At 71.0% G+C, this 25124-nt stretch carries 20 protein-coding genes and 1 CRISPR repeat array; of the genes, 8 read left to right on the forward strand and 12 right to left on the reverse strand.

The window, feature by feature from the left end; genetic code table 11:
- The first annotated feature begins 14 nt into the window (after positions 1-14).
- The 6 genes from casB (at position 15) to cas2e (ending at position 4941) form a co-directional block, all read left to right on the forward strand.
- A complete protein-coding gene (gene casB / locus IG02_RS0111910; RefSeq protein WP_051764877.1) occupies positions 15-878 on the forward strand; it encodes a type I-E CRISPR-associated protein Cse2/CasB in 864 nt (287 codons plus the stop codon).
- Positions 879-955: 77 nt separating this feature from the next.
- Positions 956-2146 carry a type I-E CRISPR-associated protein Cas7/Cse4/CasC gene (gene cas7e / locus IG02_RS0111915; protein WP_030745202.1) on the forward strand — a complete coding sequence of 397 codons (1191 nt, stop codon included), beginning with the start codon at positions 956-958 and terminating at the stop codon, positions 2144-2146.
- The gene (gene cas5e / locus IG02_RS0111920) at positions 2143-2874 is read left to right on the forward strand and encodes a type I-E CRISPR-associated protein Cas5/CasD (RefSeq protein WP_037802755.1); all 732 of its coding nucleotides are present in this window, start codon (positions 2143-2145) and stop codon (positions 2872-2874) included. The genes cas7e and cas5e overlap by 4 nt, the downstream gene beginning before the upstream one ends.
- Before the next feature lie 9 nt (positions 2875-2883).
- On the forward strand, positions 2884-3642 hold the full coding sequence (cas6e, locus tag IG02_RS0111925) for a type I-E CRISPR-associated protein Cas6/Cse3/CasE (protein ID WP_030745206.1): 759 nt from the start codon (positions 2884-2886) through the stop codon (positions 3640-3642).
- 4 nt (positions 3643-3646) lie between these two features.
- Positions 3647-4591, forward strand: a complete 945-nt coding sequence (cas1e, locus tag IG02_RS0111930) for a type I-E CRISPR-associated endonuclease Cas1e (RefSeq protein ID WP_030745208.1) — start codon at positions 3647-3649, stop codon at positions 4589-4591.
- Entirely contained in the window at positions 4588-4941 is a 354-nt protein-coding gene (cas2e, locus tag IG02_RS0111935; RefSeq protein ID WP_030745210.1) for a type I-E CRISPR-associated endoribonuclease Cas2e, read from the forward strand. The genes cas1e and cas2e overlap by 4 nt, the downstream gene beginning before the upstream one ends.
- 101 nt (positions 4942-5042) lie before the next feature.
- Positions 5043-8549: direct repeats of the CRISPR family, unit length 29 nt; unit sequence GTGGTCCCCGCGCACGCGGGGGTGGTCCC.
- Positions 8550-9171: 622 nt separating this feature from the next.
- Here cas2e and IG02_RS0111940 read toward each other — a convergent pair.
- Both IG02_RS0111940 and IG02_RS0111945 read right to left on the reverse strand, forming a co-directional pair.
- Complete coding sequence (locus IG02_RS0111940) at positions 9172-10383, reverse strand: class I SAM-dependent RNA methyltransferase (protein ID WP_078854403.1); 1212 nt, start codon at positions 10381-10383, stop codon at positions 9172-9174.
- Positions 10384-10494: 111 nt separating this feature from the next.
- Positions 10495-12543 (reverse strand): APC family permease, encoded by a 2049-nt coding sequence (locus tag IG02_RS0111945; protein ID WP_030745214.1) that lies wholly within the window; start codon positions 12541-12543, stop codon positions 10495-10497.
- A 286-nt stretch (positions 12544-12829) separates the two neighbouring features.
- Between IG02_RS0111945 and IG02_RS0111950 the strand changes: the two genes are divergently transcribed.
- Both IG02_RS0111950 and IG02_RS0111955 read left to right on the forward strand, forming a co-directional pair.
- Positions 12830-13498 (forward strand): potassium channel family protein, encoded by a 669-nt coding sequence (locus IG02_RS0111950; protein WP_030745216.1) that lies wholly within the window; start codon positions 12830-12832, stop codon positions 13496-13498.
- Positions 13498-14169, forward strand: coding sequence for a potassium channel family protein (locus tag IG02_RS0111955; RefSeq protein ID WP_030745218.1), 672 nt, complete (start codon positions 13498-13500; stop codon positions 14167-14169). Before IG02_RS0111950 ends, IG02_RS0111955 begins: the two co-directional genes overlap by 1 nt.
- Before the next feature lie 338 nt (positions 14170-14507).
- Here the strand turns inward: IG02_RS0111955 and IG02_RS0111960 are convergent, their stop codons facing one another.
- The 10 genes from IG02_RS0111960 to IG02_RS0112005 form a co-directional block, all read right to left on the reverse strand.
- Positions 14508-15335: a DUF3159 domain-containing protein gene (locus IG02_RS0111960; RefSeq protein WP_063756767.1), complete on the reverse strand. Its 828-nt coding sequence runs from the start codon at positions 15333-15335 to the stop codon at positions 14508-14510.
- 3 nt (positions 15336-15338) lie between these two features.
- Positions 15339-15725, reverse strand: a complete 387-nt coding sequence (locus IG02_RS0111965; protein ID WP_078854404.1) for an OB-fold nucleic acid binding domain-containing protein — start codon at positions 15723-15725, stop codon at positions 15339-15341.
- A gap of 221 nt (positions 15726-15946) precedes the next feature.
- The gene (locus IG02_RS0111970; RefSeq protein ID WP_030745224.1) at positions 15947-16636 is read right to left on the reverse strand and encodes a response regulator; all 690 of its coding nucleotides are present in this window, start codon (positions 16634-16636) and stop codon (positions 15947-15949) included.
- Positions 16637-16670: 34 nt separating this feature from the next.
- Positions 16671-19214, reverse strand: a complete 2544-nt coding sequence (locus IG02_RS0111975; protein WP_030745225.1) for a sensor histidine kinase — start codon at positions 19212-19214, stop codon at positions 16671-16673.
- 122 nt (positions 19215-19336) lie between these two features.
- Positions 19337-19999: a potassium-transporting ATPase subunit C gene (locus IG02_RS0111980; protein WP_030745226.1), complete on the reverse strand. Its 663-nt coding sequence runs from the start codon at positions 19997-19999 to the stop codon at positions 19337-19339.
- Positions 20000-20013: 14 nt separating this feature from the next.
- Positions 20014-22158, reverse strand: coding sequence for a potassium-transporting ATPase subunit KdpB (gene kdpB, locus IG02_RS0111985; RefSeq protein ID WP_030745227.1), 2145 nt, complete (start codon positions 22156-22158; stop codon positions 20014-20016).
- Complete coding sequence (gene kdpA, locus IG02_RS0111990; protein WP_030745229.1) at positions 22155-23819, reverse strand: potassium-transporting ATPase subunit KdpA; 1665 nt, start codon at positions 23817-23819, stop codon at positions 22155-22157. Before kdpA ends, kdpB begins: the two co-directional genes overlap by 4 nt.
- Before the next feature lie 3 nt (positions 23820-23822).
- A complete protein-coding gene (gene kdpF / locus IG02_RS38265; RefSeq protein WP_037802756.1) occupies positions 23823-23912 on the reverse strand; it encodes a K(+)-transporting ATPase subunit F in 90 nt (29 codons plus the stop codon).
- The gene (locus tag IG02_RS39210) at positions 23909-24115 is read right to left on the reverse strand and encodes a hypothetical protein (protein WP_078854405.1); all 207 of its coding nucleotides are present in this window, start codon (positions 24113-24115) and stop codon (positions 23909-23911) included. Before IG02_RS39210 ends, kdpF begins: the two co-directional genes overlap by 4 nt.
- A gap of 223 nt (positions 24116-24338) precedes the next feature.
- A complete protein-coding gene (locus IG02_RS0112005) occupies positions 24339-25124 on the reverse strand; it encodes a DUF3710 domain-containing protein (RefSeq protein WP_030745231.1) in 786 nt (261 codons plus the stop codon).

A 25124-nucleotide genomic window follows, 5' to 3' on the forward strand; every position in this document is an offset into this window, starting at 1 on the left:
TCAGGAGAACATCCATGGCACCGAACCCCCCGGCTCCCCCCGGCACCAAGGACACGGACAGCGGCGCCGGCCTTTCACTCCCTCGCCAAGCCGTTGCGCGCACCATCGGACGGTTGCAGTCGGGCTACCAGCGGGATGTCCCGTGGGCCGTCGCGTCCGTCGCACGGCTGCGCAGGGAGGCCGGCCGGGACGCACACGTCTCCCCCACCGCCTGGGGACTGGACCACCTGGAAACCCTGGCCGAACTCCGCGAGGAGCAGCGGGTGGCCGACGCAGAGCAAGGCAGTGACGGCAGCATCTCGCCTGCCTACTTCTCTTCCTCGGCTTACACACGGCGCCAGGAACAGGAACGCCGTGAGGACACGGCCGTCCACGTCGCTGTGACACTGTGGGCGCTGCACCAGCAGTCGCTGCGCGACGAGCCCATGCACCTGGCCGGATGGTCGCTCGGCCGCTCCGTTCGCCGTCTCGCCCACGGAAAGACAGGCATCCGTGACAGCGGCACGGCCACCGGCGACAGCGGCACCGCCGATGAAATCCGGGCCGCGGAACGGGTCGAGAACGCCAGCGAGACCGTGCGCCGACGATTCGTACGCATCGGAGCCGCGTCGGACACGGACGTTCTGGCAACCCGGCTGCGCGAGATGGCGTTGCTCCTGCGCTCGGCGCGTATCCCTCTCGACTACACGCTCCTAGCCGACCAACTCCTGCTGTGGCAGGACGAGAACCGCCGGGACGATGTCCGCCGTGGGTGGGGCCGCGACTTCCACCGCCACCACAGATCCTCCCCCCAGGCCCGTCCGGACGGCACCGACGGCACGCTGGGCACCGAAATCGCGCCGACGGAGGACCTCGATGCGGCCGACGCCGACTCCTGACCACGGCTGCCTCCGACCCCAACCACTATCCCTTCCCGCTCCCTTTTCCGGTCGTCAGACGAGAGAACGGAACACTCGTGACCCGCACCATCCTCGACATCCACATCCTGCAGAACGTGCCGCCGAGCAATATGAACCGGGACGACACCGGAACACCGAAGTCCGCCTACTACGGGGGTGTGCGCAGGGCCCGGGTATCGAGCCAGGCGTGGAAGCGTGCCACTCGGAGCCGCTTCAACGAACTGCTGCCGCCGGAGGAACTCGGCGTGCGGACCAAGAAGGTGGTCGAGGCCCTCGCAGAACGCATCTCCGCCTATGACCCGTCGGTGGCAGGCACGGCCGTCCGGCTCGCGGAGGAGACCCTGCGGGTCACCACTGGCTCATCGTTCGACCCGCCGAAGCGGAAGGTCCGGGACGGCGAGGATGAGGCGGTTGCCGAGTCGAAGTACCTGATGTTCCTCAGCCGGCGGCAGCTGGACGCACTCGCCGAGGTCGCGGTGTCGGCCAGCGGCGGAGGCGATGTCGAAAGCCTCAAGAAGTCCTTCAAGGACAAGGAACAGAAGGCCAGGGCACGTCACGCGGTCGACACCCGGCACTCGGTGGACATCGCGCTCTTCGGCCGGATGGTCGCCGACTCCGCCGACCTCAACGTGGAGGCGGCCACCCAGGTGGCGCACGCACTGAGCGTGCACCGGTCGGACATCGAGTCGGACTTCTACACGGCGGTCGATGACCGCAGCAGCGCATCCGAACCAGGCGCCGGCATGATCGGCACGGTCGACTTCAACTCCGCGACGCTGTACCGGTACGCGGCGGTCGACGTCGACGAACTCCAGCGCAACCTCGGCGCCGGCCTCAAGGAGGACGAGCCCCCGAGCACCCCCACGGCGAAAGCGGTCACCGCCTTCCTCGAAGCGTTCATCACCTCCCTGCCGACCGGAAAGATCAACTCGTTCGGCAACCACACCCTGCCCTCCGCCGTGATCGTCACAATTCGTGACCGGTGGCCGATCAGCTTCGTCGGCGCCTTCGAGGAGCCGGTACCGAAATCCGCCCAGGGCGGGTTCCTGCGGGAGAGCTGCCATCGGCTCGCCGCGTACGTACCCGACCTGGAGCGGCAGTACGGTCTCGAAAACCAGCCCACCTGGGTGTTCCGCGTCGGTGAGGAGACACAGGCGTTGGCAGAACTGGGCACCGGTGTGACGCTGCCCGCCCTGCTTGACCAAGTCGGCCGCACGGTGTCCGAACGCCTGGAGTCGGGAGCATGACGGTCCTGCTTCTGCGCTTGGCGGGCCCATTGCAGGCGTGGGGATCAGCGGCCCGCTTCGTGCGCCGGACCACGGAGAACGCGCCCACGAAGAGCGGTGTGCTGGGGCTGCTGGCCGCAGCCCAGGGACGTCCGCGCGGCGCGGACCTGTCCGACCTGGCCGAGCTGCGCTTCGGCGTGCGTATCGACCAGCCAGGAACACGAGTGCGGGACTTCCACAAGGCCCAACACGCCGAGTCGGGAAGGGTGATGCCACTGTCGGAGCGGTACTACCTCGCCGACGCGGTCTTCGTCGCCGGCGTCGAAGGCGCACAAGAGCTGATCGGGCAACTGCACCAGGCGCTGGGCGCGCCCCGCTTCCTCCCCTATCTGGGCCGGCGTTCCTGCCCGCCGGCCCAGCCACTGCTGTTCGAAGGCTCCCTGGCCGAAGGGCCGTTGGAAGACGCTCTGCGTGCCGCGCCATGGCAGGCGTCACGGTGGTACATCAGGCAGGTGGACCGTACCGGGGCCAGTGAGGAACAGCTGGACGTGCTGATGGACTGCCCCACGGACGAAACCCCCGACTTCTCGCTGCGGGACACACCCGTCACCTTCGCCCCACGTCACCGGCAGTACACGATGCGGGGCGTGCGAACCGGACACGTGAACGCCCCCGCGCACGACCCGACCGCGCATCTGCGCCGGGCCGCTCCAAACAGCCTTCCAGGCCCTTCCCCATACGCCTCCTAGGACCCGCCGATGTACCTGACCCGTTTCCGTTTCAACACCGCCCGGCCCGAGGCACAACGGCTCCTCGGCTCCCCGAACCGTCTGCACGGTGCCGTGAACATGGCCTTCCCCGAACCCCCGGCACGCGACGGCAACGGCCCACGCGTGCTGTGGCGGCTCGACCACGCACCGGCGGGCCGTGTCGACCTCTTCATCTCCAGCCCCTCCCGCCCCGACCTCACCCATCTCACCGAGCAGGCGGGCTGGCCGAGCCTGGGCGCCGAGGGCTGGGCCACCTTCGCCTACGGTGAGTTCCTCGAAGCCCTCCGGCAAGGCGATGTCTGGGCATTCCGCCTCACCGCCAACCCGGTGCACCACATCCGTAAAGAGCCCGAACCACTGGGCACCCCTACCAAGCGCGCCGCTCACGTCTCCCCGCGCCACCAGATCGGCTGGCTGCTCAAACACCAGGAGCGCGCAGGCTTCACCGTGATCAAAAGGCCGGCCGACGACAACACCGCCACAGCCGACGAGAGCTACGAGGTGACCGTGCACGACCGGATGCCGATCCGGTTCGGCAAGTCCCCCAACGAGGGCACGAAGATGCGCGGAGGCCGTACACAGGACGGACGCACACCCGTTGCCCGGGACGTCCGCTTCGTCCGCGCCACCTTCGACGGCAGACTCACGATCACCGACCTCATGGCGTTCCGCCGCACCCTGACCCACGGACTGGGCAAGGCCAAGGCATACGGCTGCGGCCTGATGACCCTCGCACCGGTGCGGTGAGGCCATGAGCACGATCAGCAAACGCACCCTCTCCTCGCCCCGCGAACTGACCCGCATCGGCGACCGCATCTCCTACCTCTACCTGGAGCGCTGCACCGTCCACCGGGACGACAACGCCATCACCGCCACGGATGCCGACGGCATCACCCACATCCCCTCGGCCACGATCGGCACCCTGCTGCTCGGCCCCGGGACACGCGTGACCCACCAGGCCATGGCGCTCCTCGGCGAGAGCGGCGCCGCAGTGGTATGGGTCGGCGAACACGGCGTGCGCTACTACGCCGGCGGACGCGCCCTGACCCGCTCCTCAAAGCTGCTCGAAGCGCAGGCCACGGCATGGGCAAACCGGCGTACGCGCCTGGAGGTGGCGCGCGCCATGTACCGCTTACGCTTTCCCGACGAGGACCCGTCGGGGAGCACCCGCGACGAACTGCTCCGGATGGAGGGCCGTCGCCTCAAGGAGTGCTATCGCCGCGAGTCGCAGCGTACCGGGGTGCCCTGGCGACGCCGCGACTACCACCGGGACGACTTCGCCGCCGCCGACGCTCCCAACCAGGGCGTCACGGCAGCGGCGCAGTGCATGTACGGCGTCGCCCACGCCGTAGTCGCCGCACTGGGCCTGTCCCCCGGGCTCGGCTTCGTCCATTCCGGACACGAGCGGTCCTTCGTCCTGGATATCGCCGACCTGTACAAGACGGAGATCGCCATCCCAGCCGCCTTCGACGCCGCGGCCGAAGGCGAGGATGACATCCCGACGCGCACACGCCGGGCCCTGCGGGACCGCATCAACAAGACACAGCTCCTGGACCGCTGCGCGAACGACATCAAGAAACTGCTGCGCTACGAGGAATCCAAAACCACCGCCGACGCGGACCACGTGGGACTCCAGACCGACAGCGGCGAACTCCTCGACAGCGGACGCAACTACGGGGACGAGCCGATCTGGTGACCGTCATCATCCTCACCAACTGCCCTGCCGGCCTACGCGGATTCCTCACCCGCTGGCTCCTGGAAATCTCACCAGGCGTCTTCCTCGGCTCACCCTCCGCCCGCGTCCGCGACACCCTCTGGGACGAAGTCCGCACCTACTCCGGCCAAGGACGCGCCCTGCTCGCCTACCACACCGACAACGAACAGGGGTTCACCTTCCGCACCCACGACCACGCCTGGCACCCCACCGACCACGAGGGCCTCACCCTCCTTCACCGCCCCTCTACCCCGGCCACGCCACGCCCGACAACCGAGCCGCCACGCCAGGGATGGAGCAAAGCAGCGAAACGACGAAGGTTCGGACGGTGAGAACGAACAAGAACCCAGCGCCCGTTATCACCCATTCGCCCCTTGCTCGGAAAGTGAGTAAAAACCAGTCCTCCCGGCCATAAAAACCCAGGTCGGCTCCTGTGGTCCCCGCGCACGCGGGGGTGGTCCCCGCGTTGCCGAATTGCTGGGCGTAGAGCCAGGGTGGTCCCCGCGCACGCGGGGGTGGTCCCACGGAGGCGACATCGACGCGGCCGGGGCGGCAGTGGTCCCCGCGCACGCGGGGGTGGTCCCCACCGCAATCTCAAGGGCGCTTGACGGAGCAGGTGGTCCCCGCGCACGCGGGGGTGGTCCCGTTTGTCGGGTGTCCGCCCATGATCAGCCGCAGTGGTCCCCGCGCACGCGGGGGTGGTCCCTGCGAGGTCTTGCCCTCTCGGGGAGGGGCCACGTGGTCCCCGCGCACGCGGGGGTGGTCCCCTGCTGGAACTCGGCCTGGACTGCGAGGAGCTCGTGGTCCCCGCGCACGCGGGGGTGGTCCCGTCATCAACGCGGCCAAGGTCAGCGGCCGGTGGTGGTCCCCGCGCACGCGGGGGTGGTCCCCGCAGTCGGCACCCTCCCCGCCTCGGAAGGCGGTGGTCCCCGCGCACGCGGGGGTGGTCCCAGGCCGAAGCAGCCGCAGGCGGGGCAGGGGTGGTGGTCCCCGCGCACGCGGGGGTGGTCCCCTCGAATACCCCGAAGGCGCCGTCCTCTACGAGTGGTCCCCGCGCACGCGGGGGTGGTCCCTCGATCCGCGCGTGCCGCCAGTTCCGCTCCCGGTGGTCCCCGCGCACGCGGGGGTGGTCCCTAACCCGACAGCCAGAAAGGCCCGCCCGTGACGTGGTCCCCGCGCACGCGGGGGTGGTCCCCGTGCACGATGGAGTCCATGCGGTCTGGGGAGGTGGTCCCCGCGCACGCGGGGGTGGTCCCTCCAGCTCGTCCACCTACGTCGGAGGACGCATGTGGTCCCCGCGCACGCGGGGGTGGTCCCTCGGCTTCGCCCTCAAGACGGCAGCCAAGCAAGTGGTCCCCGCGCACGCGGGGGTGGTCCCGCGAGGGACGCAACCCCGCGTTCGTCATCAACGTGGTCCCCGCGCACGCGGGGGTGGTCCCACGGAAGCGCCTTCGGTGACCAGGGTGTAGGCGTGGTCCCCGCGCACGCGGGGGTGGTCCCTGTCCACCACCGGTGCCGGGGTGCTGCCGGCGGTGGTCCCCGCGCACGCGGGGGTGGTCCCGCGGCCACGAGGGAGACACCTGCTGAGCGGGCGTGGTCCCCGCGCACGCGGGGGTGGTCCCCACTTGCCGCACTGGCCGCACTGCCAGTCGTCGTGGTCCCCGCGCACGCGGGGGTGGTCCCTTGCATCAAAAGCGAGCCGAGGAAATCGGCAAGTGGTCCCCGCGCACGCGGGGGTGGTCCCTACATCTACGCCTCCGCCAGGCGCCGGGCATGGTGGTCCCCGCGCACGCGGGGGTGGTCCCACTCCGCGCCGAGCTTCGTATTGGCTTGGGGTGTGGTCCCCGCGCACGCGGGGGTGGTCCCACGCATCCCGAGCACGGGATGGGTGATCTCCCGTGGTCCCCGCGCACGCGGGGGTGGTCCCCCTTGAACCGCACCGCCTGGCGGGCCGCGCTGGTGGTCCCCGCGCACGCGGGGGTGGTCCCAAGATGCTGGACCTGCTCAACAAGCACCGAGAGTGGTCCCCGCGCACGCGGGGGTGGTCCCTGATCGTCGGTGGTGTCGACCCTGACGACGTCGTGGTCCCCGCGCACGCGGGGGTGGTCCCGTGTACCACTTGCCCTTGTACTGCGACAGGACGTGGTCCCCGCGCACGCGGGGGTGGTCCCCAGACCAGCACGGCCAGTTCGGCGATGGGGGAGTGGTCCCCGCGCACGCGGGGGTGGTCCCTGCTCGGCGGCGGCAATGGCGACCGCCTCCCGGTGGTCCCCGCGCACGCGGGGGTGGTCCCAGGTAGAACCGCTGCTCCCGCTCATCGAGCTTGTGGTCCCCGCGCACGCGGGGGTGGTCCCGACGCGCGGGTGTCCGTGAACGGGACCGCCACGTGGTCCCCGCGCACGCGGGGGTGGTCCCGTGCAGATCATGCATTAACGACTGATCGATTCGTGGTCCCCGCGCACGCGGGGGTGGTCCCCCGGAATCCGGATCGACGACACCTTCGAGTACGTGGTCCCCGCGCACGCGGGGGTGGTCCCATGAGTCCTTCTTTCAGGGGGTGACGGTGAAGGTGGTCCCCGCGCACGCGGGGGTGGTCCCCCATTCCGGGAACCCAAATTGTCCCGATTCTTGTGGTCCCCGCGCACGCGGGGGTGGTCCCCTGTCCGACTACCGGGCGACGATGATCGCCCGGTGGTCCCCGCGCACGCGGGGGTGGTCCCAACGCCAGGAGGTGCTGGAGGCGATCAGGGAGGTGGTCCCCGCGCACGCGGGGGTGGTCCCCGACGGCGGCGAGCGGGGCCAGGACCTGGCCGGTGGTCCCCGCGCACGCGGGGGTGGTCCCATCCCCGCCGGCTGCTGGTCGGCCGCGAGCAGGTGGTCCCCGCGCACGCGGGGGTGGTCCCGCGGCCCACGCCGATGTTGCTGGCGTATTTCTGTGGTCCCCGCGCACGCGGGGGTGGTCCCCCTGGGGACGACAAGCGGCCGCCGGGCCCCGTGTGGTCCCCGCGCACGCGGGGGTGGTCCCGCCCTCGGCGCGGAGGGCGGTGAGTATGGCGGGTGGTCCCCGCGCACGCGGGGGTGGTCCCGGACGGTCGGACGCTGAGATCGCCTCGGTCCTGTGGTCCCCGCGCACGCGGGGGTGGTCCCTGTCACCGCACGACGGAGCCCCGGACCTGATGGTGGTCCCCGCGCACGCGGGGGTGGTCCCGGCATGCGGCCACATTGGAGGCCCGGCCCACCGTGGTCCCCGCGCACGCGGGGGTGGTCCCCCCTGATGTGTGCAGTGAATGGCGGAAGAATTGTGGTCCCCGCGCACGCGGGGGTGGTCCCAAGCGGTCAGGTGGTGCGGGCTCGCTCGTACCGTGGTCCCCGCGCACGCGGGGGTGGTCCCCGGGGTCGCCTGCCGCCAGGAACCTTCTCGTAGTGGTCCCCGCGCACGCGGGGGTGGTCCCCAGCGCGAGCACTGGTTGCACTGCCAGTTGCCGTGGTCCCCGCGCACGCGGGGGTGGTCCCGCGTGAGGGCACTTGTTGAGGCATGGAACAGGGTGGTCCCCGCGCACGCGGGGGTGGTCCCTGCGTGAGCGGCTGCTGTCCCACCTCGGCCTGGTGGTCCCCGCGCACGCGGGGGTGGTCCCGCACCAGCCCACAGTCCGGCGGGTGCGGCCAGGTGGTCCCCGCGCACGCGGGGGTGGTCCCCGGCTGCTGATGGTGGGCCGAAAGATCAAAAGGTGGTCCCCGCGCACGCGGGGGTGGTCCCGTGCGCCAGATCATCCGCAACGGCGCGTCCGGGTGGTCCCCGCGCACGCGGGGGTGGTCCCGACGCCTGGTGGCGCCCTGGGTGGACGTCTCAGTGGTCCCCGCGCACGCGGGGGTGGTCCCAAGCGCTGCGGCTTCCGCGCGTTCAGCGCATGGTGGTCCCCGCGCACGCGGGGGTGGTCCCACGATCTACCCAGTCCTCCAGACTGCCCTGAGGTGGCCTGTCGGCCTGTGACGCCTGCTGCCGCCTCGGGTCGCCTGGACGACGACCATGCGAAGTAGGCCGAGCGCCGTTCCCCCAGCGCCAAGCCACAGGGGTCCTCGCCTGCCGCGAGCTGTTAAAGCAGCGAGCGCTGTCGATCGTTCAGGGCGGATCGCCGACGCACGAGCTACCCGGCCCCCGCCGCACCGCCGCCACTGTATGGAACCGAAAGAGTGGCCACGGGCAATGGGAGTCCTCTGGGACTTCTCTGGGACTTCCGGCCGCATCAACGGGCATGACCGTGAAACAGCCGAAAGGCCGTTTGCACGGGTCAGGAACTCATGCCGACAGAGCGCTGCAGGTCACGGGGCCGCCTGGTCTCTTCCGGAACAAGTGACCATCAGAAACCAGCAGTTCCGCGCAGAGCGTCGCCCACCCTCAGCGCCCCATCGATACACACCACCCGACAGGGCCTGACCTGCAGCAATTCACCTGACACTGCATCAGAACGAGCGTCAAATGAGCGTCACGAGCGTCATTTCAGCGTCAAGATGTCGCCCGTAACGCCCATACCGCACATAATGCGCACGGACAAAACCGCAGGTCAGGAGCCCTTTGCGGCCGGTTCAAGGATGGCGACACACTCCACGTGGTGCGTCATCGGGAACAGGTCGAACGCCCGCAGTGTGCGCGGGCGGTAGCCGGCTTCCTGGAAGTAGGCCAGGTCGCGGGCGAGGGCCGCCGGGTCGCATGCCACGTAGGCGATACGGCGGGCGCCCAGGGACGCGAGGTGGGCCACGGTGCGGCGGCCGGCGCCCGCCCGGGGCGGGTCCAGGACGATCAGGTCCGCCTCGGTGATGCCGGTGCGCGGCAGGATCTGGTCGACCTTGCCCTGCTCGATACGGACCCGGGGGAACTCCCGGAGGTTGTGCCGGGCGTCCTCGACGGCACGCCTGCCGGACTCGATGCCCAGCACCGCGCCGTTGTCACCGACCCGGTCCGCGATCGCCCCGGCGAACAGGCCCACTCCGCAGTACAGGTCCAGCGCCGTCTCGCCCTTCCTCGGCAGCAGACCCTGCATCACGGCCTCCACCAGCAGCTGCGGCGCCTGCGGGTGCACCTGCCAGAAGCCGCCCATGCCCACGCGGTACGTACGGCCGTCGGCGCGTTCGCGGACGAAGTCGCGGCCGTGCACCCGGTGCACTCCCCCGTCGTTCTCCGCCACGTGGTCGACCGGCTCGACGTCGTGCGAACGGTGCTTGCGCAGCCCCGCGCGCCCGCTCTCGTCGACCGCGTACTGCACCCGGGAGCGCCAGGCCGGCACCTCGCCCGCGGGCAGCTTGTCGCCGGGCGCGGGCATCACGGTCCCGTCCCAGCCCGCCTCCTCGGGCGTGAGCCCCGCGAGCCGCCGCAGCTGCTCGGCGATGACCTCGCCCTTGAACCGCCGCTGCGCGCCCGGCTTGGCGTGCTGCCAGTCGCAGCCGCCGCAGCGTCCGGGACCCGCGTACGGGCAGGGCGCCTCGACCCGGTCCTTGGCGGCGTCCAGGATCTCCACCGCGTCGGCCCGCAGATAGCGGGAGTCCTCCCCGCCCTCCGTCACCCGGGCCAGGACCCGCTCGCCGGGCAGGGCGTGCCGTACGAACAGCACCCGGCCCTCGTCGGTGCGGGCGACGCAGTGGCCCCCGTGGGCGACCGGGCCGACCTCGACCTCGTACTGCGTCCCGATCAGCGACCCCGGAGACTCCTGCGCAGCCGGAGAAGCCGGTGAATCCTGTGAGGTTGATGAAGCCGGTGAAGCCTGCGGTTCGGTGTGCATGAGGGAGTGGCTCCAAGGTTCAAGGGGTACGGCGGGACGACAAGCCCACCAGTCTACGTCCGCGTCACCCGTGCGGCCTCCCGGCTCGTCCCCGGCCGTTCGGCTCCCCCGTCATCCCTTGCCGCTCGGCTCCTTCGGCCGCCGGTCCACCGGCCCCCGCCGCACCGAGCCCGGCGCGCTGTACTCCGCGCGCCGCTTGGCCCGCTTCTTCGCCAGCTCGGAGGACTCCAGCTGGTACGGCACCGAGGTCACCATCACGCCGGGCGTGAACAGCAGTCGCCCCTTGAGCCGCAGCGCGCTCTGGTTGTGCAGGAGGTGCTCGTACCAGCGGCCGACGACGTACTCCGGGATGTAGACGCTGATCACGTCGCGCGGGTTCTCGCCGCGCAGCCCGCGTACGTACTCGATCACGGGCCGGGTGATCTCGCGGTACGGGGAGTCGAGGATCTTCAGCGGCACATTGATGCCCCGTCGCTCCCATTCCTCCCGGAGCGCCTTCGTCTCGGCCGGGTCGACCTTGATGCTGACCGCCTCCAGGGTGTCGGAACGCATCAGCTTGGCGTACGCGAGCGCGCGCAGCGTGGGCTTGTGCAGCTTGGAGACCAGCACGATGGAGTGCACCCGGGACGGCCGGACGGCCTCCTCTGACGGCCCCTCGGCCGCGGCGATCTCGGTCGAGACGCGGTCGTAGTGACGGCGGATCGCCGTCATCGTCCCGTAGAAGATCACCATGCCGAGCAGCGCGACCCAGGCGCCGTGGGTGAACTTGGTGGCCAGGACGACGACCAGCACCAGCCCGGTGAAGAAGGCACCGAAGGCGTTGATGGCCCGGGAGCGGTGCATGTGGCGGCGCTTGGCGGCGTCGCGCTCGGTCCGCAGATGGCGGTTCCAGTGCCGGACCATGCCGGTCTGGCTGAGCGTGAAGGAGACGAAGACCCCGACGATGTAGAGCTGGATCAGCCGGGTGGAGTCCGCGCCGTAGACCCAGACCAGCAGCCCGGCGGCCCCGGCCAGCAGCACGATGCCGTTGGAGAAGGCCAGCCGGTCGCCGCGGGTGTGCAGCTGGCGCGGCAGGTAGCGGTCCTGGGCGAGGATCGAGCCGAGGAGCGGGAAGCCGTTGTACGCGGTGTTGGCGGCAAGGAACAGCACCAGGGCGGTGGCCGCCGCGAGGAGGACGAAGAAGAACGTGCCCTGGCCGAAGACGGCGGCGGCGACCTGGGAGATCACCGGATTCTGGACATAGGCGGACCCGACCGGCACACCGTTCCGCAAGAGGTTCATGCCCGGTGACTCGGTCATCTTCACGTCGGTGGCCAGTGCCAGGCCGATGATGCCGCAGAACATGGTGACGGCGAGGCCGCCCATCAGGGCGAGGGTCGTCGCCGCGTTCCTGCTCTTCGGCTTGCGGAAGGCCGGGACGCCGTTGCTGATGGCCTCCACACCGGTGAGGGCGGCACAGCCCGAGGAGAACGCCCGCAGCAGCAGGAAGATGAGCGCGAAGCCCGCCAGGCCCTGGTGCTCGGCCTTGATCTCGAAGCCGGCGGTCGGGGCGCGCATGGTCTCGCCGAGGACGATCCCCCGGAACGCGCCCCAGAGGATCATGATGAACACGCCGCCGACGAAGACGTACGTGGGGATCGCGAAGAGCTTCCCCGACTCCCGTACGCCGCGCAGGTTCATCAGGGTCAGCAGCACGATGACCCCCAGGGCGCAGAGGACCTTGTTCTCCACGACGAACGGGATCGCGGAGCCCAGGTTCTCCACCCCGGAGGCGATCGACACGGCCACCGTCAGGACGTAGTCGACCAGCAGCGCGCTGGCGACCGTGAGGCCGGCCTTGGGACCGAGGTTCGTGGTGGCCACCTCGTAGTCGCCGCCGCCGCTGGGGTAGGCGTGCACGTTCTGCCGGTAGGAGGCGACGACGGTGAACATCAGCACCACGACGGCCAGCGCGATCCAGGGGCTGAAGTGGTACGCCGAAACGCCCGCGACCGACAGGACCAGGAGGACCTCCCCCGGCGCGTACGCCACCGACGACAGGGGGTCGGAGGCGAAGACGGGGAGGGCGATGCGCTTGGGGAGGAGGGTCTCCCCCAGTCTGTCGCTGCGCAGGGCCCGCCCGATGAGGAGCCGCTTGGGCACGTCGGTCAATTTGGACACGCAGAGGATGGTATTCGCTTGTCCCGTCCCGCTGTGCCGCCCACCCCCTCTCGTCCCACGGCCCCGGCCCCGCTCCTCGCCCCGTCCCCGCGCGCGGGGACGGACGCGGGCGGCCGCACGGGGGTACGGGTACGGGATGAGGGCTTCGTCCCTCCCGCCGCATAAGCTCGACCCACGGAGAGCCGTGTACGCCGTTCCGCCTGGTGCCCGGCACGTCGGAAGAGGAAGAGTGAACAGGGTGTTTTCGCAGGTCATCGAGATGACCAGGACTGCGGGGTAAGACGACATGCACATCGTCATCATGGGCTGCGGCCGGGTGGGGGCCGCGCTCGCGCAGAACCTGGAGCAACAGGGGCACACCGTCGCCGTCATCGATCAGGATCCGACCGCCTTCCGCCGGCTCGGCTCGGGCTTCGGCGGCCGGCGGGTCAGCGGGGTCGGCTTCGACCAGGACACCCTGCGTGAGGCGGGCATCGAGGACGCCGGCGCCTTCGCCGCGGTGAGCAGCGGCGACAACTCGAACATCATCGCGGCGCGGGTGGCGCGCGAGATGTTCGGCATCGAGAACGTCGCCGCCAGGATCTACGATCCGCGCCGGGCCGAGGTCTACCAGCGCCTGGGCATCCCGACGGTTGCCACGGTCCGCTGGACCGCCGACCAGATGCTGCGCCGCCTGCTGCCGTCCGGCGCCGAGCCGCTGTGGCGGGACCCGAGCGGAGCCGTACAGCTCGCCGAGGTGCACACGCACGAGAGCTGGATCGGGCAGAAGATCAGTACGTTGCAGGAGGAGACGGGCGTGCGTGTGGCCTTCCTCACCCGGCTCGGCGAGGCGATGCTGCCGACGTCCCAGACCGTGCTCCAGGAAGGCGATCTCGTCCACGTGATGATGCGGACCGAGGACATCGAGAAGGTCGAGGCGGCATTCGCCCAGGGCCCGGACGGAGGCATGGGCTGATGCGCGTCGCGATTGCCGGGGCCGGCGCGGTGGGCCGTTCCATCGCGAGTGAGCTGCTGGAGAACGGGCACGAGATCCTGCTGATCGACAAGGCGCCGACGGCGATCTCGGTGGAGCGCGTGCCGCTCGCCGAGTGGCTGCTGGCGGACGCCTGCGAGATCACCTCGCTGGACGAGGCGGCGCTCCAGCGCTGCAACGTCGTGATCGCGGCGACGGGCGACGACAAGGTGAACCTGGTCGTCTCGCTGCTCGCGAAGACGGAGTACGGCGTGCCGCGCGTGGTGGCCCGGGTCAACAACCCGAAGAACGAGTGGTTGTTCAACGAGTCCTGGGGCGTGGACGTCGCGGTGTCCACCCCGCGGCTGATGTCGGCGCTGGTAGAGGAGGCGGTGAGCGTCGGGGACCTGGTACGGCTGCTCCGTTTCAGCCACGGCGACGCGAACCTGGTCGAACTGACCCTGCCCCCGGAGTCGGCCGTGACCGGCACGCAGGTGGGCGACGTGGTCTGGCCGGAGGACACATCGCTGGTCACGATCATCCGCGGGACGCGCGTGCTGACACCGGGCCCGGAGGAGACGCTGGAAGCGGGCGACGAGCTGCTGTTCGTGGCGGCGCAGGCGCGGGAGGAGCAGCTGGAGGACCTGCTGTCGGTACGGCGCGAGTCCGACTGACGACCGATACGGCTCCCGCCGGGGGGGTTGGCGGCCGCGTGCCGCGCCCGGCGGGGCCGTGGCCGCCCTCCCGTTCCCACCGTTCCCGGCGACCGGCGGAGGCCCCGGGGCCGTCGGCCGGGTGCCGAAGAGGGACAACGCACCGCGCCGCCCGCGCGGCGGGGCCCAGTGCGTCGGCCCCCGCCCCGCGCTCCCGTCCACCGCCCGGCGCAGCCGGCGCGACCACCCCGGGGGCCGGGGCGCGAGCCGGGGTTTCGGGAAGGGGCGGGACGGGGAGCAGGCCCGTCGCAGGCGCGCCCTGGGCACGACCGCCCGCGCCCGCTCCCGCGTGCCGCTCGTCAGTCCGTGCGGCGGTGCCTCGCAGGCCCGTGTTCCGTGCCGCCGGCACCGGCATTAGTACCCGCACCAGAGGACCCCGCGCCATTGGCCTCCGCCGCCGCCCGCGCCTCCTCCGCCTCCATCTCGGCGAACACGTCGATCGGCGCCGGTGCCTTCGCCAGGAAGATCCAGGTGAGGTAGACCGCCAGCAGGAACGGCGGGATCTTCAGCGTCACCAGCACCCAGCCGAGCTGCGTCGTGTCCGCCCACCAGTACAGCGGGAAGAGGATCGCGCACTTGCCGAGCAGGATCAGCCCCCACGCCCAACTGGCCTTCGCGTACGCCTTCTTGCGACCGGGGTTGCGCGTGCGCCAGGACAGGTTCTCCTTGAAGACCGGGCCCAGGATCAGCCCGATCAGCGGCACGCCCGCCAGCGTCGTGACGATGTACGCCAGCCCCAGCCCCAGCGTGTACAGCATGCCGGGCAGGTAGAAGTCCTTCGCGTTGCCCGTCATCATCGCGAACACGACACCGAAGGCGACACCGAAGACCCCGCTGAACGCGTGCTTGACGGTGTCCTTCCTGATCAGCCGGACCAGCACGAGCACCAGCGAGACGGCCAGCGCCGCGATCGCCGAGGTGTGCAGGTCCTTGTTGACCGTGAAGATCGTGACGAAGAGCAGTCCGGGCAGGACCGTCTCGATCATGCCGCGCAGGCCGCCGAACGCTTCGAAGAGCGCTGCCTCGGTGACGGCCCTCGCCTCACCCTCCGGGTCGGGCGAGCCCGACGGGGCGGCGGGTGAGGCGGTGGGGGTGTGCGAGGGGGCGGATTTGTCGGCTGACGTCACCGGCTACTCCTGTCCGAGCGGTCGGAGTTCGTATTTGGGGTTGAAGAGCACCCGCCGGCCGTGGCTCAACGAGATCCGGCCGGAGGCGATCAGCTTGCGGCCCGGCTCTATGCCCACGATGGAGCGCCGGCCCAGCCACACCACGTCCAGCGGCGCGGAGCCGTCGAACAGCTCCGCCTCCAGCGCGGGCACGCCGGCCCGGGGACGCAGGGTGACCGTCCGCAGCGTACCGGTGACACGGACGACCTGGCGGTCGTCGCAGTCGGAGATACGGGTGCAGCCCGACGCCTGCGCGTCCTCGCGCAGTTCCTCGGACTCCAGATCCTCCTGGGAGCTGGAGAGCCGGTTGAGCATCCGGCGGAATCGGCCGGTCGACTTCTCGGCACTCATGGTCAAAGCGTACCGGGGTACGGGCGTGGCCGGGTCATCCTCCCGATCACCGCCTCGCCCCGTGCCGACGCGCCCCGGAAGCAGCCGACGGCCGCACTCCGGGAGCACCACGCGCAGTCGGCGGGACCCAAGCCGGCACATGCCGGCCGGACCGGAGCCGACTGGGCGGAAACCGGCCGGACGGAAGCAGGCCGGACACAAGCCCGCCGGGCGTATCCGCATCAACGCTCGAAGCGGTAGCCCATCCCCGGCTCGGTGACGAAGTGCCGCGGGTGCGACGGATCCATCTCCAGCTTGCGCCGCAGCTGCGCCATGTAGACCCGCAGGTAGTTGGTCTCGGTGCCGTACGACGGTCCCCACACCTCCTGGAGCAGCTGCTTCTGGCTGACCAGCCGGCCCGTGTTCCGTACCAGGACCTCCAGCAGGTGCCACTCCGTCGGGGTGAGCCGTACGTCCCGGCCTTCCCGGTGGACCTTCTTCGCGGCGAGGTCGACGGTGAAGTTCTCGGTCTCGACCATCGCCGTGCCGTCGTCCGTCTCCCCGCCCACCGGCTCCGCCCGCCGGACCGCGGCGCGCAGCCGGGCCAGCAGCTCGTCCATGCCGAAGGGTTTCGTCACGTAGTCGTCGGCGCCCGCGTCCAGCGCCTCCACCTTCTCGTCGGAGGTGTGGCGGGCCGAGAGCACCAGGATCGGCACGCGCGTCCAGCCGCGCAGCCCCTTGATGACCTCGACGCCGTCCATGTCCGGCAGCCCGAGGTCGAGCACGACCACGTCGGGGTGGCGCGCCGCCGCGAGTTCCAGCGCGCCCGCTCCGTCGGCGGCGGCGTCCACGTCGTACTTGCGTGCCTTCAGGTTGATCACGAGGGCGCGCACGATCTGCGGCTCGTCGTCGACCACGAGGACCCGGGTCATGGGGCCTGCCTTTCTGCTGTCCCGGTCGTCCCGGTCAGGTGCCGATCCGGGCGGGTGATTCGGGGCGGGCCGGAGCGCGTCCGGACGCCGCGGAGAGGGTGAGGACCATGGTCAGTCCTCCGCCGGGGGTGTCCTCGGCGTCGAGAGTGCCGCCCATCGCCTCCACGAAGCCGCGGGCGACCGCGAGCCCGAGCCCGACACCCGCTCCGCGCGGCGCGTCCCCGTGCCGCTGGAAGGGCTCGAATATACGGTCCTTGGCGTCGTCGGGAACGCCGGGGCCGCGGTCCACGACCCGCAGCTCCACGCGTTCGCCGAGCGCGCTGGCCGCGACGGTGACGCGGCGGTCCTCGGGGCTGTACTTGACGGCGTTCTCGACGATGTTGGCGACGGCGCGCTCCAGCAGCCCCGGGTCGACGGCCACCATGGGCAGCGTCTCGGGGACGTCCAGGTCGACGCTGCCCTCCGGAACGCCGACGAGCGCCCACGGGACCACCTCGTCCAGGTCGATCTCGCGGATCAGCGGGGTGACGGTGCCGGTCTGGAGCCGGGACATGTCGAGCAGGTTGCCCACCAGGTGGTCGAGGCGGTCGGCACCGTGCTCGATGCCTTCGAGCAGTTCGGCCTGGTCCTCCTCGGACCATTCGACGTCGTCCGAGCGCAGGGAGGAGACGGCCGCCTTGATCCCCGCCAGGGGGGTGCGCAGGTCGTGGCTGACGGCCGCCAGCAGGGCGGTGCGGATGCGGTTGCCCTCGGCCAGCGCACGGGCCTGCTCGGCCTCGCCCACCAGGCGCTGCCGGTCCAGTACGACGGCGGCCTGGGCGGCGAACGCGGCGAGCACCCGCCGGTCCTCCGCGGGCAGCACCCGGCCCGAGAGCGCCAGCGCCATGTGGTCGCCGACCGGCATGTCCACGTCGGCGGACTCGGGCCGGTCCACGGGCTGGGGTCCGACGCTGGCGGCGGGCGTCCAGGGATCGACATCGCTCTTGCGTTCGAGAAGGGCCACCGACTCCATGGAGAACGTCTCCCGCACCCGCTCCAGCAGCGCCTCCAGCGTGGTCTCGCCGCGCAGCACGCTGCCCGCGAGGAAGGACAGGATCTCGGCCTCCGCCCGCAGTCTGGCCGCCTGCTGGGTTCTTCGGGCCGCCAGATCCACCACGGACGCCACGGACACCGCCACCGCGAAGAAGATCACGATGGCGACCAGGTTCTTCGGGTCCTGCACGGTCAGGGTGTGGCTGGGCGGGGTGAAGTAGTAGTTGAGCAGGAGCGAGCCCACGGCCGCCGAGCCGAGCGCCGGAAGCAGACCGCCGATCAGCGCGGACATGACGGTCAGGAAGAGGAACAGCAGGACGTCGTTGGCCAGCCCGAGCGTGTTGTGCAGCTCGCTCAGCAGCAGGGACAGCAGCACCGGCGCGGCGACCCCGCACAGCCAGCCCCACAGGACCCGGGACCGGCCCAGCCGGGCTCCCCGGGCCACCGGCAGCCCGCGGCCCTTGGCCGCCTCCTCGTGCGTGACGATGTGGACGTCCAGGTCGGGGCCGGACTCCCGGGCGACGGTGGCTCCGACGCCCGGCCCGAAGACGTACTGCCAGGTCTTGCGGCGGCTGGAGCCGAGGACGATCTGGGTGGCGTTCACCCCGCGGGCGAACTCCAGCAGCGCGGAGGGGATGTCGTCGCCGACGACATGGTGGAAGGTGCCTCCCAGGTCCTCGACCAGGGAGCGCTGGACGGCGAGTTCCTTGGGCGAGGCGGACGTCAGCCCGTCGCTGCGGGCGATGTAGACGGCGAGGACCTCGCCGCCCGCGCCCTTCTCGGCCAGCCGGACGGCGCGGCGGATGAGCGTACGTCCCTCGGGGCCGCCGGTGAGGCCGACGACGATCCGCTCGCGCGCCTGCCAGGTGGAGCGGATGCCGTGCTCGCCGCGGTACTGCCGCAGGTACTCGTCCGCCCTGTCGGCGACCCACAGCAGCGCCAGCTCCCGCAGCGCGGTGAGGTTGCCGGGACGGAAGTAGTGCGAGAGCGCCGCGTCGATCTTGTCGGGCTTGTAGACGTTGCCGTGCGCGAGCCGGCGGCGCAGCGCCTGGGGCGACATGTCGACCAGCTCGATCTGGTCGGCCCGGCGGACTATCTCGTCGGGCACGGTCTCCCGCTGCCGTACCCCCGTTATCGACTCGACCACGTCGCCGAGTGATTCCAGGTGCTGGATGTTGACGGTCGAGATGACCTCGATCCCGGCCTGGAGCAGCTCCTCGATGTCCTGCCAGCGCTTGGCGTTGCGGGAGCCCGGCACATTGGTGTGCGCCATCTCGTCCACCAGCGCGACGGCCGGGCGGCGCGCCAGCACCGCGTCGACGTCCATCTCGGTGAAGACCGTTCCCCGGTACTGGAGCTCCTGGCGGGGGACCGTTTCCAGGCCGTGCAGCATGACCTCGGTGCGCGGCCGGTCGTAGTGCTCCACGAAGCCGACGACGCAGTCGGTGCCCCGCTCCACGCGCCGGTGCGCCTCGGAGAGCATCGCGTACGTCTTGCCGACGCCCGGTGCCGCTCCCAGGTAGATCCGAAACTTGCCGCGTCCCATGGCCCCATTGTCGGCCCACGTGAGCCCTCGCGTCCGCCGCGTCGACCGCCCCGGCTGTCCCGCCCCGCCCGGCCACACCGACGCCGGCGCCGGGGCGGGCTCCGACTGTGGGGACCCACCGCTCAACGGGTCAGCTCCCTCAGTGCGACGTTGAGCTCCAGCACGTTCACCCGGGGCTCCCCCATGAAGCCGAGGACCCGCTGCCGCGTGTGTTCGTCGACCAGCCTCGCCACCCGCTCCGCGGGCAGGTGGTTGCGCTCGGCGACCCGCCGCACCTGGAGGTGGGCGTACGCCGGGGAGATGTCCGGGTCGAGGCCCGAGCCGGAGGACAGGACGGCGTCCGGCGGCACGGCGGAGGGCCGTACGGGGTGACCGGGGGTCGAGTTGTCCCGGACGACGGCGGCCCTGGCCTCCCGGACCGACCGGATCAGCTCCTTGTCGTCGCCGGCCCGGTTGGTCGCTCCGGACACCAGCAGTCGGTAACGCGTGTTGACGGTGTTGTCGGAGAGGCCGTCCGACGGGCGCGGCTGGAACCAGCGCAGATCGGGTGCGGGGGTTTTCCGGCCCTCCGCCTGCGGCAGGTCGTAGCGCTGTCCGATCAGCGAGGAGCCGACGACGGTGCCGCGCTCCCTGATCTCGGAGCCGTTCGCCCGGTGCGGGAAGAGCCCCTGGGCGACGCCCGTGACCGCCAGTGGGTAGAGCACGCCGCAGAGCACGGTCAGGACGAGCAGGGCGCGCAGGCTCGCCGCGAACAGCCGCGCCGCGCCGCCCGCCGAACCGTTCATGGACATCACGTCGTTCACCGGATTCCGGGGATGAGGGAGATGATCAGGTCGATGATCTTGATGCCGACGAAGGGGGCGACCAGGCCGCCGAGGCCGTAGACCGCGAGGTTCCTGCGGAGCATCCGGTCCGCGGTCATCGGCCGGTAGCGCACGCCCTTGAGCGCGAGCGGGACGAGCGCGACGATGATCAGGGCGTTGAAGACGACCGCGGAGAGGATCGCGGACTCCGGTGAGGACAGCCGCATCACATTGAGCGTGTCCAGGCCGGGGTACACCACGGCGAACATGGCCGGGATGATCGCGAAGTACTTCGCCACGTCGTTGGCGATCGAGAAGGTCGTCAGCGCGCCCCGCGTGATCAGCAGCTGCTTGCCGATCTCCACGATCTCGATCAGCTTGGTGGGGTCGGAGTCCAGGTCGACCATGTTCCCGGCCTCCTTGGCGGCCGAGGTGCCGGTGTTCATGGCCACTCCGACGTCCGCCTGGGCCAGCGCCGGGGCGTCGTTGGTGCCGTCCCCGGTCATCGCGACCAGCTTGGCACCGGCCTGCTCGCGGCGAATCAGGGCCATCTTGTCCTCGGGCGTGGCCTCGGCGAGGAAGTCGTCCACCCCGGCCTCGGCCGCGATCGCGCGGGCGGTCATCGGGTTGTCGCCGGTGATCATGACGGTTCTGATGCCCATCCGGCGCAGCTCGTCGAACCGTTCCCGCATGCCGGCCTTGACGACGTCCTTGAGGTGGATGACGCCGAGGACCCGGGCCCCGTCGGCGTCCTCCAGGGCCACCAGCAGCGGCGTGCCGCCTGCCGCGGAGATCCGCTCCGTCAGGTCCGCCGCGTCGTCGGCGATCCGGCCGCCGCGCTCCCCGACCCAGGCGGTGATGGAGCCGGCCGCTCCCTTGCGCACCCGCCGTCGGGCGCCGTCGTCGTCGAGGTCGACGCCGGACATCCGGGTCTGCGCCGTGAAGGCGACCCACTCGGCACCGGCCAGCTCGCCCTGGTGGCGCTCGCGCAGGCCGTACTTCTCCTTGGCGAGGACCACGACGGAGCGGCCCTCGGGGGTCTCGTCGGCCAGCGAGGAGAGCTGGGCGGCGTCGGCGAGCTCGGCCTCCGTCACGCCCCTGACCGGGACGAACTCGGCGGCCTGCCGGTTGCCGAACGTGATCGTGCCCGTCTTGTCGAGCAGCAGGGTCGACACGTCGCCCGCCGCCTCGACCGCACGCCCGGACATCGCCAGCACATTGCGCTGCACCAGCCGGTCCATGCCCGCGATGCCGATCGCGGACAGCAGCGCCCCGATCGTCGTGGGGATCAGGCAGACCAGCAGCGCCACCAGCACGATCACGGACTGTTCGGCGTGGGCGTACGCGGCGAACGGCTGGAGGGTGACGACGGCCAGCAGGAAGACGACGGTGAGCGAGGCGAGCAGGATGTTGAGGGCGATCTCGTTGGGGGTCTTCTGCCGGGCCGCGCCCTCGACCAGGGCGATCATCCGGTCGATGAAGGTCTCCCCCGGCCTGGCCGTGATCCTGATGACGATCCGGTCGGAGAGGACCTTCGTGCCGCCGGTGACGGCGCTCCGGTCGCCGCCGGACTCACGGATCACCGGCGCGGACTCGCCGGTGATGGCGGACTCGTCGACCGAGGCGATCCCCTCGGTCACATCGCCGTCGCCGGGGACGATGTCGCCCGCCTCGCAGACCACGTGGTCGCCGACGCGCAGTTCCGTGCCCGGCACGCGTTCCTCGGCGCCTCCGGCCAGCCGGCGGGCGACGGTGTCGGTCTTGGCCCTGCGCAGCGTGTCGGCCTGTGCCTTGCCGCGTCCCTCCGCCACCGCCTCGGCGAGATTGGCGAAGAGGGTGGTCAGCCAGAGCCAGGCGGCGACGGCCCAGCCGAACCAGTCGCCCGGGTTGACCGCCGCGAAGACCGTGGACAGCACGGACCCCACGAGGACCACGAACATCACGGGCGACTTGACCATCACCCGGGGATCGAGCTTGCGTACCGCGTCCGGCAGCGAGAGGAGCAGCTGTTTGGGCTCGAACAGCCCGCCGCCGACCCGCTCCCCGGCGTGTCCGGTACGCGAACCCGTGCGCTGCGCACGAGGGGCACCGGACGCAGGAGTGGCAGGAGGTGCCGTCGTGTGCTTCTTACGGGGGATCATGACGCCAGCCCTTCCGCCAGCGGCCCGAGCGCGAGCGCCGGGAAGTACGTCAGAGCGGCGACGATCACGATCGTCGCGATGAGCAGCCCGGAGAACAGCGGCTTGTCGGTACGGAGCGTGCCGGAGGTCTCGGGTACGGGCGAGCGCTCGGCCAGCGAACCGGCCAGCGCCAGGACGAACACCATCGGAAGGAAGCGGCCCAGCAGCATCACCATGCCGAGCGAGGTGTTGAACCACGGCGTGTCCGCCGCGAGTCCCGCGAACGCCGAGCCGTTGTTGTTGGCCGCCGAGGTGTACGCGTAGAGGATCTCGGAGAAGCCGTGCGGGCCCGTGTTGAGGAGGGAGTCGCGTGGCGTGGGCAGCGCCAGGGCCACGGCGGTGAAGCAGAGCACGAGCGCCGGGGTGATCAGGATGTAGAGGGCGGCCAGTTTGATCTCCCGGCCGCCGATCTTCTTGCCCAGGTACTCGGGGGTGCGGCCGACCATCAGCCCGGCCAGGAAGACCGCGATGACCGCCATGATCAGCACGCCGTACAGGCCGGAGCCGACACCGCCGGGCGCGATCTCGCCGAGCTGCATGCCGAGCATCGCGATTCCCCCGCCGAAACCGGTGAAGGAGGACAGCGCGGAATTGACCGCTCCGGTCGAGGTGAGCGTCGTGGAGACGGCGAAGAGCGAGGAGCCGGCGACCCCGAAGCGGGTCTCCTTGCCCTCCAGCGCGCCGCCCGCGATGTCGTAGGCCGGGGCGCCGTGGTGGAACTCGGTCCACATCATCAGCGCGACGAAGGCGATCCAGATCGCCACCATCGCGGCGAGGATCGCGTACCCCTGCCTGAGACTGCCGGTCATCCGCCCGAAGGTGCGCGTCAGGGCGAACGGGATCAGCAGTATCAGGAAGATCTCGAAGAGGTTGGAGAAGGGGTTGGGGTTCTCGAAGGGGTGTGCGGAGTTGGCGTTGAAGTAGCCGCCGCCGTTGGTGCCCAGCTCCTTGATCGCCTCCTGGGATGCCACCGCGCCGCCGCGCCACTGCTGGGAGCCGCCGAGGAACTGGCCGACCTCGTGGACCCCGGCGAAGTTCTGGACGGCGCCACAGGCCACCAGCACGATCGCGCCGATCAGGGACAGCGGCAGCAGGATCCGTACGGTGCCGCGCACCAGGTCGGCCCAGAAGTTGCCCAGCTCGCCCGTGCGGGACCGGGCGAAGCCCCGGACCAGCGCCACCGCGACCGCCATCCCCACGGCGGCCGACAGGAAGTTCTGCACGGCGAGCCCGCCGGTCTGGACGAGGTGGCCCATGGCCTGCTCACCGGCGTAACTCTGCCAGTTGGTGTTGGAGACGAACGAGGCGGCGGTGTTGAACGCCTGGTCCGGGTCGATCGAGGCGAAGCCCAGCGACCCGGGCAGGCCGCCCTGGAGGCGCTGGAGCAGGTAGAGGAAGAGGACGCTCACCGCGGAGAAGGCGAGGACGCCGCGCAGATAGGCGGGCCAGCGCAGATTCGCGGCCGGGTCGGCGCCGATGCACCGGTAGATCCACTTCTCGACCCGCAGATGCCGGACGGACGAGTAGACCCGGGCCATGTGGTCGCCGAGCGGACGGTACGCCAGTGCGAGCGCGGCGACGAGCGCGAGCAGTTGGAGTACCCCGGCGAGGACGGGACTCATCGCTCAGAACCTCTCGGGGAAGACGAGGGCGAGGACGAGATAGCCCAGCAGGGCGACGGCCACGACCAGGCCGACGACATTCTCGGCGGTCACAGCTTCGTCACCCCCTTGGCGACGAGGGCCACCAGCGCGAAGACCGCGACCGTGGCGAGGACGAAGGCCAGATCGGCCACCGTGTGCTCCTGAGTGAGTGCGGGACGAAAAACGACTCTCAGAGGAAACCCCGCGTTCCGGCCGCAGGCACGCACCGTTGACGGCTCCCATACGCCGTGCCCCGTCGGCTTGACGGACTCCATACACGCCGGTGCGTGCTGCGGGGACCTGCGAAAACGCCTGTGGGCCGCATCCCGTGCGCGGGATGCGGCCCACAGGGCGCGGCGGTGCGGACACGCGCCGCACATCGACATTCAGCCGTACGGCCCTGCCCGCGGGCGGCCGTCGCGCGGCTGCGGCGACCGTCGCCACCGGCCCGGTCGCCGGGTCAGGAGCCGGTCGTCAGGTCATCGGTCAGGAACCGGGTCAGCGCACCTCGGTGATCTCGGGACCGCGCTGGAGCTGCCCCATGCCACCGGAGAAGCGCGAGTTCTCCTGCTCCTCCTGCTGGACGCCCTCGGCAACCATCTGCGCGTCGTCGGGCAGCTTGAGGACGATCGGGTCGCGCGGTGCCATCGGTCCCTCGCCGCGTACCACGACGGTGTCCCGGAAGATCTGCTCCAGCAGTCCCGCGGCCTCCGGCTGCACCGCGCCCTGCCCGGAGATCACCCCGCGCAGGAACCAGCGCGGCCCGTCGATGCCGATGAAGCGCACCAGCTGGACACCGCCGGTGCCGTCCGGCAGCTGCACGGGCACCTGGGCGCGCAGCTCCCAGCCCAGCGGCCCCTCGATCTCGTCGATGATGCCGCCCTGCTGGGTGATGCCGGTGGCGATCTCCTCGCGGACCTCGCCCCAGATGCCCTCGCGCTTGGGCGCGGCGAACGCCTGGAGCTGTACGGCGGAGTCGCGCAGGACGACCGTCGCGGCGACGATCGCGTCACCGGCGACCTCCACGCGCAGCTCCATGCCGTCGACCGTGGGCACGAAGATGCCGCCCAGGTCCACCCGGCCCTCGGCGGGCCTGGAGACCTCGGAGATGTCCCAGGGACCGTCGGGACGGGGCGCCGGCGGAAGGTTGGTCCGGCGAGGGGCCTCGGCCTCCTCGCTCCCGGCGTCGTCCGTGTCGGTGCCGGAGTCCTCGACGAACTGCTCGGTCTCGCCCGCTGTTTCCGCCGTGTCCTGTGCGGATTTCTTCTTGCGACGTCCGAACAC

The sequence above is a fragment of the Streptomyces sp. NRRL F-5135 genome, from assembly GCF_000719775.1.
Taxonomy (GTDB): Bacteria; Actinomycetota; Actinomycetes; order Streptomycetales; family Streptomycetaceae; genus Streptomyces; species Streptomyces hebeiensis.

Coding starts and splice junctions, on each gene's coding strand:
- cas1e (WP_030745208.1), top strand. CDS start 3,647: ATGAGCACGATCAGCAAACGCACCCTCTCCTCGCCCCGCGAACTGACC.
- IG02_RS0111940 (WP_078854403.1), bottom strand. CDS start 10,383: ATGCACACCGAACCGCAGGCTTCACCGGCTTCATCAACCTCACAGGAT.
- kdpB (WP_030745227.1), bottom strand. CDS start 22,158: ATGATCCCCCGTAAGAAGCACACGACGGCACCTCCTGCCACTCCTGCG.
- cas6e (WP_030745206.1), top strand. CDS start 2,884: ATGTACCTGACCCGTTTCCGTTTCAACACCGCCCGGCCCGAGGCACAA.
- IG02_RS0111950 (WP_030745216.1), top strand. CDS start 12,830: ATGCACATCGTCATCATGGGCTGCGGCCGGGTGGGGGCCGCGCTCGCG.
- casB (WP_051764877.1), top strand. CDS start 15: ATGGCACCGAACCCCCCGGCTCCCCCCGGCACCAAGGACACGGACAGC.
- IG02_RS0111965 (WP_078854404.1), bottom strand. CDS start 15,725: ATGAGTGCCGAGAAGTCGACCGGCCGATTCCGCCGGATGCTCAACCGG.
- IG02_RS0111955 (WP_030745218.1), top strand. CDS start 13,498: ATGCGCGTCGCGATTGCCGGGGCCGGCGCGGTGGGCCGTTCCATCGCG.
- IG02_RS0111970 (WP_030745224.1), bottom strand. CDS start 16,636: ATGACCCGGGTCCTCGTGGTCGACGACGAGCCGCAGATCGTGCGCGCC.
- IG02_RS0111975 (WP_030745225.1), bottom strand. CDS start 19,214: ATGGGACGCGGCAAGTTTCGGATCTACCTGGGAGCGGCACCGGGCGTC.
- IG02_RS39210 (WP_078854405.1), bottom strand. CDS start 24,115: ATGGAGTCCGTCAAGCCGACGGGGCACGGCGTATGGGAGCCGTCAACG.
- IG02_RS0111980 (WP_030745226.1), bottom strand. CDS start 19,999: ATGAACGGTTCGGCGGGCGGCGCGGCGCGGCTGTTCGCGGCGAGCCTG.
- cas5e (WP_037802755.1), top strand. CDS start 2,143: ATGACGGTCCTGCTTCTGCGCTTGGCGGGCCCATTGCAGGCGTGGGGA.
- kdpA (WP_030745229.1), bottom strand. CDS start 23,819: ATGAGTCCCGTCCTCGCCGGGGTACTCCAACTGCTCGCGCTCGTCGCC.